Raw genomic sequence first — 11,319 nt, forward strand, 5'->3', positions numbered from 1 at the left:
GTCGGAGGCCCGGGATGCGAGCCGGGCTCCGTCGTCATGGCAACCGAGCCGGGCCTGTTCGAGCCCGGCTCCCGATCCGGGGGTCAGCGATGAGTGAACCAGCGAAGCAGGGACCAGCGACCGCAACCGAGTCTGTCGCCGCCCAGGCGGTGCGCACCCGGCTCGAGGAGCGCGTGGCGGGCATCGAGTCGATCCTGATCTCGGTCCCGATGCTGCTGCTCGAGATCGCCCTCATCCTCTCGCTGTTCGTCCCCTACGCGAGCCAGACGAAGACGGATGAGGACCCTGAGTCCTTCAACCTGTTCTTCTTCCTTGCGGGATTCGCCGATCGCGACGACGACGGCGACCCGGAGGCCGCCTCGATCCTGTTCGCGAGTGCGTTCCTGATACTCATCGTCGTGATCGTCGGCACGATCTGCACCGCGCCGACCCTCGCGGGCAAGCGGGTCTCGTCGCGAGCGGGAGCGACCGCGGTGACCTTCATCATCGTGCTCATCCTCGGCAACATCGGCGCCTGGATGGTCATGCTGATGGGGGTCTACGCCGACTCGCCCTGGACCATCGGTCCAGCTCTGCCACTGCTCAACCTCGGCACCCTGCTCGCGGCGATGATCGCCTTCATGCCCGGCTACCGTCGCATCTGGGAGCGATGAGGCAGCCCAGTCCCCCGCCGATGCGATCAGCTAGTGCGCCTGGAGGACCGCCCAGGCGATGAGGCTGTCCAGACGACGGACGTCCACGCCCTTCGCGAGTTTGACCTTGATGTGCCCGGCCCGGGTCCAGAGCTCGATCTCGGAGTTCCAGTCGAGCGTTCCGGCGTTCTCCGATGACCACATGTTGATCGAGCTGTACGGCAGGGAGTAGATCTCGACCTTCTTGCCGGAGATGCCCTGCGCATCGCGCACAATCAGGCGCTTGGTCGTGAACACCGCGGAGTCGCGGAACGTCTTGAACGCTGCAACGGCCTGCTCACCCTGCACGAGCAGCTGTGTCACATCGGCGGGGATCGGAATCTCGTTCTGCAGTGTCCAGGCCATGATCGGTGCGCTTTCCATGGCCTGAGTGTGGCAGAGGATGGCGGTGGTGCGGTCGCATCGGGATGGGGACCTCTCCCCATCCGTCATTCACGTCGCAGTCCCGCGCCGTTGACATACTTGCTGCATGCCCGGAACCGACGACACCCGATGAGTGTGCTCGAGGACTATCAGTGGGCCGTGGACGCCGAGCTGCAGAACACCCCATTCACCGTCACCAGCCTCCCCGACGGGTTCCAGGTCGGATACGACCTGGCGGACGCCCGCTGGTGGAACGTCCTCCAGCTGAACGAGGTGTCCGACAGCATCACCTACACCGTGCGGGTCGATGAGCGACGGCGGCGGTTCAGCATCATCGACACGGTCAAGCGGATGAGCTGGTCGGCTGGTGTCTCCGGCTTCGTGCCGCGCCTCTCCTGGTCGTTCTCCTGGCAGTCCGGCCGTGTCCGGTACGGCAGGGTCATCATGCTCGGGACCTCTCCCGGCGGGTTCGAGATCGCGTTCAGCCCCGAGAACGAACGCGCGCGTATCAAGGAGATCGGCGAAGAACTCGGTCTGCGTCCTCGCATGAGCCCCCATGTCAGCATCGGGCTCTGGGCGGCGGCCGGTGGCGTCGCGATCGGCCTGATCGTGCCCGCCATCATCATGCTGAGTCTTTCCCTCACCGGGAACCACTGATGCAGGAGCTTCGAATCGGGACGGTGGCGCACTGGTGATGGCAAGCAAGCGCGCGGCGGGCGACACACGGGGCTTCCTGCACAGCAGGGTGTTCCAGACGGCGGCGATCGTCCTGATGCTGTTGGCCGGTCCGGTGGCCGTGGTCGTCGGCTCCTTCATGATGGCTGCCGACAGCGACCTGTTGCAGAACGGGGAGCGGACGAGTGGGACGGTCACCGAGGTCGACGACGGCCGGAAGGCATCTCACCACCGGTTCAGGACCGACTATCTGGCACCCGACGGTTCGCCACAGCGGGTCTGGTCGGACTGGCCCCTCGACGGCAAACCCGCCGTCGGCGACGTCGTCACGGTGATCTACCGCGCGGACGACCCCGGCACGGCGGTGCTCGAGGGCTATGACGGACCGGGGACATCGGTCGTCGGGATCGGTGTCGTGCTGACCGGCGTGAGTCTCCTGATCGGTACCGCGATGCTCGTCGGGGTCTTGCTTCGAGCAGGCCGGGGGCCAGACCCCGAGGGGATCTCGAAGCCGTGAACGTGCGGTGACCGAGGTCGCCGCGCGTCCGAGCATCTCGTCCACCGGGTCGACTCGCACAGCTCCTCGCTCTTGACGGACCAGGTCTGCATGCGCCAGGGTCGACATCACGATGTGAGCGATCACAATCCGTGACCCTGATCCCGAGACGATGGAGTTTCCAGGTGAGTCCACAACGCCTATCGACCATGCGACCCCGGCACCTGTCCCGTAACTGGACAACCCCGCTGGTGGCCTCACCCAAGCGGGCCGCTGCCTGGGGCGCGATGATCATGGTAGGAGTCATCTCCGCTCTGGGCGCCACGCCGGCGACGGCAGCCGCCGACTCGAGTGCACTGCTGCACTATCGATTCGACACGGCCGCGAACGGTGTGGTGCCGGATGTGAGCGGTAACGGCAACGACGGGACGCTCAGGAACGTGGGCGGCACGGTCGCCGACGGCCTGCTCACCCTGCCCGGCGGCTCGGCCGACTCGGCGCCCTATCTCGACATCCCGACCGACGATCTGGCCGGGGTGCAGACGTTGACCTCGAGCATCTGGCTCGAGTCGCAGTCACCAGCTGGGAACACCGCTGCAGCCTTCATCGGCACCCCGGTCGGCGATGGCCAGTTCTCAGCGGGCTACTGGTTGCTCAATCCGGCGAATCCGAACGGGTACGTCAAGTCCGTCATCACGGATTCGGTGAACCCCGGAGCACCCTGGACGACCGAGGTGGGCGCCGGTTCGACCAACGCGCCCACCAGCGGACTCCGGACCCCGACCGGGATGGCGCTCTACACGACCGTGATCGACGGCCCGGCCGGAACGTTGACGAGCTACGTGAACGGTGAGCGGATCGCGCAGACCGCCATCACGCGCGACGTGGCGTCCTTCGGCTCGGACCTCGTCGCCTACCTCGGCCGCTCCACCTACGCGGACGCCGGGTGGAAGGGCTCCATCGACGAGGTCGTCCTGAGCGATGTCGCGATGACGGCGACGGAGGTCCAGGACGCGTTCATCGAGCAGTCGATCGAGAAGGCGTCGTCCGGGCTGCGCGTACCGACGGAGGCGACGAGCGACTTCCCACTCCCCTCGACCTCCTATGGCACGCGTCTGAGCTGGACCTCGGATGACGCCGCCATCGTCGTGGAGGACGGGCTCGCGCGGGTGGTCCGGCCGACGAATGGCGAGCAGGACGCCACGGTGACCCTCACAGCCACGGTGACCGCCGGAGACCGACAGGAGACGCTGGCATTCCCCGTCCGGGTCGCCGCCGACCGCTCCGACGCTGAGAAGCTCGCCCTCGACCTGGAGGGCATCCGGATCACCAATTCGGATGACATCCGGTCCAACTTCTCCGTCCCAGGCGCGGGCCCGAACGGATCGTCCTTCACCTGGTCCGTCATCGGCGGCACCGAGGCGGCGACGGTCCGCGCGGGAGTCGACGAATCGTCGATGACCACCGACGTCGTACGCCCCGCCACCGGAAGTGCCGTGACCGTGACGCTCCGCGCCACCGCGCGCATCGCCGGATCCGAACTGACGCGGGACATCACCGTGTCCGTCCAGCCGCTGCCGGTGGACCAGCCGGATCCCGAAGCCTATGTGTGGGCGTTCTTCACCGGGGAGGGCAGTGGTGCCGAGCAGGTCAGCCTCGCTGCATCCAAGGGCAACGACGCGTTGAGCTGGAACACGCTGAACGAGGGCAAGCCGATCTTCACGTCGACCCAGGGCACGACCGGCCTGCGCGACCCGTTCATCCTCCGCTCCCCCGATGGCGACCGGTTCTTCATGATCGCCACCGACCTGAAGATCGACGGTCTTCCCGGCGGCTTCGCCACGGCCCAGATCAGTGGGTCGCGGTACATCGAGGTCTGGGAGTCGAACGACCTGGTCACCTGGTCCGAGCAACGACATGTGAAGGTCTCCTCGGACTTCGCCGGGAACACCTGGGCGCCCGAAGCCTACTGGGACGACAAGCTGGACACCTTCGTCGTGTTCTGGGCCTCGAACCTGTACGACACCACGGACGAGAGCCAGCGGACGAACGTGACCTACAACCGGATGATGTACGCGACGACCGACGACTTCATCACCTTCTCCGATCCCGAGCCGTGGATCGACGTCTCGCGTGGGCCCGGTCTCGGCACGATCGACTCCTCGGTCACGAAGTCGGGCGACTACTACTACCGGTTCACGAAGGACGAGGGGACGCTGACCATCCGCGAGGAGCGGTCGACGGATCTCCTCGCCACCGAGACGGGGACCCTGCCCGGTGCGGGAGGACCCGCCGACCAGTGGAGTCTCGTCAAGGACCAGGTCGCCTCCGGATTGCCGAACGGCGAGCCGGGCGGAGTCTACCTGAACGGCGAGGGCCCGAGTGTCTTCCCCGCGAATCCCGGCGACGTGAACGGGCTCGACTGGTACCTGTTCATCGACCAGCCCGACTACCACGGTGGCCCGAACCACTACATCCCGTTCGGGACCGACTCCCTCGACGACGGCGACTCCTGGGAGCCGTTGGGGGCCAAGCTCCGGGAGAACCTCCCTCAGAACGCGGACGGCGGAAAGCCGAGGCACGGCACGGTCATCCCCGTGACCCGTGCTGAGTACGAACGTCTGTTGACCGCCTACGCGCCGGCTGTCGCCGTCCAGGACGTCTCAGTGCCCGAGGTCGTCACCGCGGTGGGTACGGCTCCGAGCCTGCCGTCCGCCATCCTGACGAAGGTGGACGGTTCGATCGAGACGGTCCCCGTGGAATGGGCGGCCGTGCAGGCCGATCAGTATGGTGCGCCCGGCAGCTTCACCGTGTCGGGAACGGCGGCAGACGATGCCCGCACGCCGGTCGACGTCACCGTCACCGTGCGGGCAGGGGGCGTGCTGCCGGGTGAGCCCGAGCCGTCCACCCCGCCAGCGGCGGAACCGGGTTCGTCGTCGGGTGGTGACGCCGTCAGCGGCCCTGGCCCGAGGGACGGCCTGGCGTCCACGGGGGTCGACACGGAGGCCGTCGCGCTCCTGGCGACGGCCGGGACCATCGCCCTCCTCGTCGGCGGGCTGCTCACCCGGCGCCGCACGAGACGCGGGGAGATCTGAGGGCGATCTCGGCGTCGCACAGGCGTGGACAGCTGCTGTCCAGTCAGCGACGCGTGAACTCCACCGAGATCTCGACAGCATCGACGGTGTCGACGTCGAAGAGCTGCGGATGCCCTTGGATGAGGACAAAGGCACGGCGCTGCAGAGGATCATCCGGGCTGATGGCTTGGGTGTCGTCGCATACGCCGGTGACGACCGTGGGAACCTGCCTGCGTTCAGAGTGGCGCTGGCCAGCGGCGGGTATGCACTCGTCGTCGAGGGCCCCGACGCTGCGGAGGAGGTCGCTCGGATGCCCGGAGTCCACTTCTCAGGTCCCGGCGAGTTCCAGCAGTGGCTCCAGCAACTCGACGACGCTCTAAGCTGACCGGATCGCTACTCGCAGTCGTGCGCGATTCAGCGATCGCCGCAGCAAAAGAGAAAAGCACCGAAGAAATCTCCGGTGCTTCTCTCTTGAACAGCTGATCTGGTAGCAGGAGAGAGATTCGAACTCTCGACCTCACGATTATGAGTCGTGCGCTCTCACCAACTGAGCTACCCTGCCACGTCTCTCCGTATGCCGGCGAGAGCAGTGACGGAGAGAACGAGCCCCGAGCGGGACTTGAACCCGCGACCTCTTCCTTACCAAGGAAGTGCTCTACCACTGAGCTATCGGAGCGCGAACCAGACCGCTCACGCGGAAATGGCACCAGTAGAGACTAGCATCCCGCGAGGGGTGCTTCGTACACCGGATCGGGATCAGTTCGCGGCGAAGGTGTCCGCGGCGTGGACGACCTTCTGCAGGTACGACGCGGCCCCGTTGTACGAGCCGATCGCCGCGATCCAATCGGCCTCGATGCGGAGGTCCCGGCCACCGTGGCACAGGTAGTGCGCTGCGGCGAGCGCCGCGTCGTCGATCTGTTGCGGGTCCGCGACACCGTCACCGTTCCCGTCCGCGCCCCACCGCTGCCAGGTCGACGGGATGAACTGCATGGGCCCGACCGCACGATCCCATCTGGCGTCGCCGTCGAAGGCGCCGCGGTCCGTGTCGGTGACGGCGTCGAACTCGGTGCCGGTGAGCGCCGGGCCGACGATGGGTGGAACGGCCCGCCCGGCGTCGTCGAGGGCACCGCCGAAGATCGTGCCGTGGCCGGACTCGACGCTGCCGAGCGCGGCCAGCGTGTTCCAGGCGATCCCGCAGCCCGGCTGCGTCTCCGCGACGGCGAGCGCCGCACCGGCGTAGGCGACCATCGCCCGCTCGGGGATGCCGAGGCGGAGCGCCGTGGCCGTCGCCCAGGCACGGTCCACCCGGTCGGTGACGGCCGCCGGCGCTGTTCCAGCCGAGCCCGCGGCGGGGATGCCCGGTCCCTCGACGGCTGCATGTGGCGCGGTTCCGAGGGTCGAGTCCCGTGCTTCCGCCCGACTGATGAGCTCCGGTCCCCAGACGACCGCTGCCACGATGACGGCGAGACCGACGATCGCGACCGCCCCGCCGGCGACGAGCCATCCCACGCGGATCCCCGCCCGCCGGTTCCGGCGTGTCGGTGCGACGGGGCGCCGGGAGCCGTTGCGCGCGCCGGACGGTCGGGACCGCGGCTTCCGCGTCGAGCGGGTGGCGCTGGTCGTGCGTCGTCCGGGCGCAGCGGTCTTGCGTTGTGGGGGCCGACGCGCACCATTCCCCTTCGCCGATGTCCCCACCGGTCCACCGTACCCGCGCGTCGGTCGGCGCCGGGCGCCGCGGGCTCAGTGCTCCGGGGCAGCCTTCGCAGCCTGCTTGGCCTGACGCTTCGCCCGAAGTTCCTTCGCGATGGCGACGCCCTTCTTGGCTGCGGCGTTCGCCTTCGTGCTGGCCTGCTTCGCACCCTCGAACTCCGAGGCGAGGACGGCGAGCCCGCCGACGGCGATCAATGCTCCCGGTCCGGGAAGCGGGATCAGGGCCACACCGAGGGCCACGGTGCCACCGCCGACGACACCGACGCCCGCCCGGTAGACCCGGTTCGCGGTCGGATTCCGACGGATGATGCCACGCGTCGTCCGGGCCGCTGATCCGGCGATGCCTGCCGCCTGCGAGGCGACGCGCTTCGCCGTGCTGCGGGCCGAGCCGTCCGATTCCGTGGTCATGTCCCCACTCTAAGCAGGGCGGGCGGGTCGGTGGCCGGGAATCCGGTCCGAATCGACAGCCGCGCGCCCGCCCTGGTGACACCGCGCTGGCCAGTCCACGAGCGGCGACGGGCCCCGTGAATGGCCTAGGGTAGCGACATGGACTCCGCCCTCCCGACCACGTCGGCGACCGCAGCTCAGCACGCCTCCCCCGCAGGAGGCTCCACCCCCGGTTCGGAGTGGTGGCGCTCCGCCGTCATCTACCAGATCTACCCGCGATCCTTCGCGGACGCGAACGGCGACGGCCTCGGCGACCTGCCCGGGATCACCTCCCGCCTCGGCGCCCTGCAGGAGCTCGGCGTCGACGCCATCTGGCTGTCCCCCTTCATGACGAGCCCGCAGAAGGACGCCGGCTACGACGTCGCCGATTATTGCGACGTCGACCCCATCTTCGGCACGCTCGCCGACTTCGACGCGATGACCGCTGCCGCGCACGCTGCCGGCATCCGCGTCATCGTCGACCTCGTCCCCAACCACTCCTCGAGCGCCCACCGTTGGTTCCAGGAGGCCCTCGCGGCCGGGCCCGGCTCGGCGGAGCGCGCCCGGTACATGTTCCGCGACGGCAAGGGCGAGCACGGCGAGATCGCCCCCAACAACTGGGAGTCCGTCTTCGGCGGTCCGGCCTGGACGCGGGTCACCGAGGCCGACGGCACGCCTGGCCAGTGGTACCTGCACATCTTCGACTCCTCGCAGCCCGACTTCGACTGGACGAACCCGTGGGTCCGCGAGCAGTTCCGCGACATCCTCCGGTTCTGGCTCGACCGCGGCGTCGACGGGTTCCGCGTCGACGTGGCGCACGGCATGATCAAGGCCGACGGTCTGCCCGACTACACCCCACCGGCCGAGGGCGGCAGCATGGGTGGCGCCTCGGCGGGCGTCGCACTCGAACCCGGCATCAGCACCGGGCCCGCCTCGTGGCCGGAGACCGCACCGTACTGGGGTCAGGACGGCGTGCACGAGATCTACCGCGACTGGCACGAGCTCCTGGAGACGTACGACGGTGACCGCGTGCTGTGCGCCGAGGCCTGGGTCGACCCGCTCGACAAGATGGCCCTGTGGGTGCGCCCCGACGAGATGCAGCAGGCGTTCAACTTCCCGTACCTCGAGACCCCGTGGAACGCCGCAGACCTCAAGGCGGTCATCGGCCAGTCGCTGCGGGCGTTCGCGCAGGTAGGCGCTCCGAGCACGTGGGTGCTGTCCAACCACGACGTCGTCCGGCACGCGTCCCGCCTCGCGCTCACGGAGGAGAACCCCCAGGGCTACGGCGTCGGTCCGAACACCCCCGGCCAGCCGGATCGGGCGCTCGGGTTGCAGCGGGCCAGGGCGGCGACCGCCCTCATGCTGAGCCTGCCCGGTGGGGCGTACCTGTACCAGGGCGAGGAGCTCGGGCTCCCCGAGGTCATCGACCTGCCGGATGACGCCCGACAGGACCCGACGTGGTTCCGCACGAACCACGAGCGGTACGGCCGCGACGGTTGCCGCGTGCCGATCCCGTGGGAGGCCGGCCACCCCGCGTACGGCTTCAACACGACCGGTGCGTCCTGGCTGCCGCAGCCCGACGACTGGAACGACTACTCGCGCGACGCACAGGCCGGTATCCCCGGTTCGACGCTGGAGCTGTACCGCACGCTGCTCCGCCTGCGCCGCGAGCACACGCTGGGACTCGGCTCGATCGCCTGGATCGAAGGGGCTCCCGACACCATCCTCGCGCTGACGAACGGTGCGGTCACGGTCGTCGCGAACACCGGTGCCGACGACATCGCCGTGCCCTCGTCGCTCGCGGACTCGGCCGTGCTCGTCGCGAGCGGACCCTTCGACGGCAGGACCATCCACGGCGACACGACGGTCTGGTTCACGACGCCGTCGACCCTGCCCGTCGGCTGAGACACTCCGCCGGCCGGTGCGCCAGCGCGGTGCGCCGACGTGACCGCGCGCGTTCCGGCGTCGGCGCGGTGCGCTGACGCGAGCGCGCCGGAATCGGCCCCGCCGCGGGGCGTGCGCGTGAGCGCGCCCCACCGGAGGGGCGCGCTCACGCCGTAGACCCGCGCTCGCGTCAGCGCACCGCGCTGACCCGAGGCCCAGGGACTCAGTGGTGCAGGATGGCGACGGAGTGCGCTCCGAGCCGCAGTGACCCCTCCGTCGTGACGACCTCGCCGAAGCTGTCGAGCAGCTCACCGACCCGCTGGGTGAGCTCCACCGGTTCCGTCCCGAAGTTCACCGCGAGCATCGCAGAGCCACGACGCAGGACGAACGAGCCGGTCGCCTCGTCGACGATCGCGGTCGTGTCGGCGAACGCCGGATCGGTGAACGCCGGGACCGTCCGCCGCAGCTCGATCACCCGTCGGTACCAGGTCAGCAGCGTCGCGTGCCGCCCACGGGACCGCTCCGACCAGTCGAGCACCGACCGACGGTAGGTCTCGGGATCCTGGGGATCCGGCACGTCGGCCTCGTTCCAACCCATCCGGGCGAACTCGGCGATCCGGCCCTTCGCCGTCGCCTCACCGAGCTCGGGCTCCGGGTGCGAGGTGAAGAACTGCCAGGGCGTCGAGGCGGCCCACTCCTCCCCCATGAACAGCATCGGGGTGAACGGTCCGAGCAGCGTGACGGCGGCGGCGATGGCGAGCTGCCCGTCGTCGAGCGTCGCGGCCAGCCGGTCGCCCGTCGCGCGGTTCCCGATCTGGTCGTGGTTCTGGTCGGAGACGACAAGCCGCCAGCTCGGCGTCCGTTCGAGGTCGATGCGGCGGCCGTGGTGGCGCTTGCGGAAGCTCGACCAGGTGCCGTTGTGGAAGAACCCCTCCTCCATGACCTTGCCGAGGGCACCGAGCGGCGCGAAGTCGGCGTAATAGCCGGACACCTCGCCGGTGAGCGCCACGTGCAGTGCGTGGTGGAAGTCGTCGCTCCACTGCGCGTCGAGACCGTACCCGCCGGCACCGCCGGGCCCCCGGGGCGTGATGAGCTTCGGGTCGTTCAGATCCGACTCGGCGATGAGCGTGAACGGTCGGTCGAGGTCGGCGCTGAGCGCATCCACCGCGGCGTCGAGTTCCTCGAGGAGGTGGATCGCACGGGTGTCGTGCAGGGCGTGCACGGCGTCGAGGCGAAGGCCGTCCACCCCGTACTCCTCGAACCACAGCAGCGCGCTGTCGATGATGTACCGACGCACCTCGTCGGAGTCCGGCCCGTCGAGGTTGAGGCTGTCGCCCCAGGTGTTGCCGGCGCCGTCCGCGAGGTACGGGCCGAAGCGGGGCAGGACGTTGCCGGAGGGACCGAGGTGGTTGTACACGACGTCCTGGATGACGGCGAGCCCGCGCTCATGGCACGCGGCGACGAAGCGACGGTAGCCGTCCGGTCCGCCGTAGGCCTCGTGGACAGCCGACCAGAAGACGCCGTCGTAGCCCCAGTTCCAGACGCCGTTGAACGCGTTGACCGGCAGGACCTCGACGGCGTCGACGCCCAGCTCGACCAGGTCGTCGAGGCGTTCGATCGCCCCGTCGAAGGTGGCCGCCTCGGTGAAGGTGCCGATGTGGAGTTCGTAGAGCACGGCACCGATGAGGGAGCGACCCCGCCAGCCGGTCCCGTCGCACGGCACGGGGTCGGAAGCGACGACGCGTGACGGGCCGTGGACGCCCTCCGGCTGCCGACGCGAGCGCGGATCGGCGAACGGACCCTCACCGTCGACGAGATAGCGGTAGTCGCTGTCGACGACCGCCGCGCGGTGCTCGGCACCGTCGAGCGCGATCCACCATCCCTCGGCGACGTCGCGGTCCATCGGGTGCTGCTCACCGTCCAGGACGAGGTCGACGCGCTGGGCCTCGGGTGCCCAGACACGGAACCCGTCAGCCGGACTCGTGGTGCTGGTCGTCAT

Annotated in this window: 10 protein-coding genes and 2 tRNA genes; 6 read left to right on the top strand and 6 right to left on the bottom strand. The window is 69.2% G+C overall.

The features are described from left to right. The first annotated feature begins 89 nt into the window (after nucleotides 1-89). Complete coding sequence (locus tag IFU30_RS15475; protein WP_192005907.1) at nucleotides 90-653, top strand: hypothetical protein; 564 nt, start codon at nucleotides 90-92, stop codon at nucleotides 651-653. Nucleotides 654-683: 30 nt separating this feature from the next. Here the strand turns inward: IFU30_RS15475 and IFU30_RS15480 are convergent, their stop codons facing one another. Continuing rightward, entirely contained in the window at nucleotides 684-1,055 is a 372-nt protein-coding gene (locus tag IFU30_RS15480; RefSeq protein WP_056014031.1) for a PH domain-containing protein, read from the bottom strand. 129 nt (nucleotides 1,056-1,184) lie between these two features. On the opposite strand from IFU30_RS15480, the gene IFU30_RS15485 reads away from it, so the two are divergent. The 4 genes from IFU30_RS15485 (at nucleotide 1,185) to IFU30_RS15500 (ending at nucleotide 5,685) form a co-directional block, all read left to right on the top strand. After that, complete coding sequence (locus IFU30_RS15485; protein WP_192005909.1) at nucleotides 1,185-1,712, top strand: hypothetical protein; 528 nt, start codon at nucleotides 1,185-1,187, stop codon at nucleotides 1,710-1,712. Nucleotides 1,713-1,749: 37 nt separating this feature from the next. Next, complete coding sequence (locus IFU30_RS15490; RefSeq protein ID WP_192005911.1) at nucleotides 1,750-2,247, top strand: DUF3592 domain-containing protein; 498 nt, start codon at nucleotides 1,750-1,752, stop codon at nucleotides 2,245-2,247. A 272-nt stretch (nucleotides 2,248-2,519) separates the two neighbouring features. Further along, a complete protein-coding gene (locus IFU30_RS15495) occupies nucleotides 2,520-5,321 on the top strand; it encodes an immunoglobulin-like domain-containing protein (protein WP_192005912.1) in 2,802 nt (933 codons plus the stop codon). A 109-nt stretch (nucleotides 5,322-5,430) separates the two neighbouring features. After that, nucleotides 5,431-5,685, top strand: coding sequence for a hypothetical protein (locus tag IFU30_RS15500; RefSeq protein WP_192005913.1), 255 nt, complete (start codon nucleotides 5,431-5,433; stop codon nucleotides 5,683-5,685). 100 nt (nucleotides 5,686-5,785) lie between these two features. On the opposite strand, the gene IFU30_RS15505 is transcribed toward IFU30_RS15500, so the two are convergent. The 4 genes from IFU30_RS15505 to IFU30_RS15520 all read right to left on the bottom strand — a co-directional run bounded on the left by IFU30_RS15505 (nucleotide 5,786) and on the right by IFU30_RS15520 (nucleotide 7,418). After that, nucleotides 5,786-5,862 (bottom strand) — tRNA-Met (locus IFU30_RS15505). A gap of 42 nt (nucleotides 5,863-5,904) precedes the next feature. Beyond that, nucleotides 5,905-5,976: transfer RNA gene (locus IFU30_RS15510), tRNA-Thr, on the bottom strand. An 80-nt stretch (nucleotides 5,977-6,056) separates the two neighbouring features. Beyond that, nucleotides 6,057-6,809: a lytic transglycosylase domain-containing protein gene (locus IFU30_RS15515; RefSeq protein ID WP_229940091.1), complete on the bottom strand. Its 753-nt coding sequence runs from the start codon at nucleotides 6,807-6,809 to the stop codon at nucleotides 6,057-6,059. A 231-nt stretch (nucleotides 6,810-7,040) separates the two neighbouring features. Then, nucleotides 7,041-7,418 (bottom strand): PGPGW domain-containing protein, encoded by a 378-nt coding sequence (locus IFU30_RS15520; RefSeq protein ID WP_192005914.1) that lies wholly within the window; start codon nucleotides 7,416-7,418, stop codon nucleotides 7,041-7,043. A gap of 138 nt (nucleotides 7,419-7,556) precedes the next feature. Between IFU30_RS15520 and IFU30_RS15525 the strand changes: the two genes are divergently transcribed. Beyond that, nucleotides 7,557-9,341 (top strand): glycoside hydrolase family 13 protein, encoded by a 1,785-nt coding sequence (locus IFU30_RS15525; RefSeq protein WP_192005915.1) that lies wholly within the window; start codon nucleotides 7,557-7,559, stop codon nucleotides 9,339-9,341. A gap of 202 nt (nucleotides 9,342-9,543) precedes the next feature. Here IFU30_RS15525 and treZ read toward each other — a convergent pair whose 3' ends face one another. After that, complete coding sequence (gene treZ / locus IFU30_RS15530; protein ID WP_192005916.1) at nucleotides 9,544-11,319, bottom strand: malto-oligosyltrehalose trehalohydrolase; 1,776 nt, start codon at nucleotides 11,317-11,319, stop codon at nucleotides 9,544-9,546.

Origin of the sequence: Plantibacter sp. CFBP 8798, from assembly GCF_014841195.1 — a bacterium.
Lineage (GTDB): Bacteria > Actinomycetota > Actinomycetes > Actinomycetales > Microbacteriaceae > Plantibacter > Plantibacter auratus.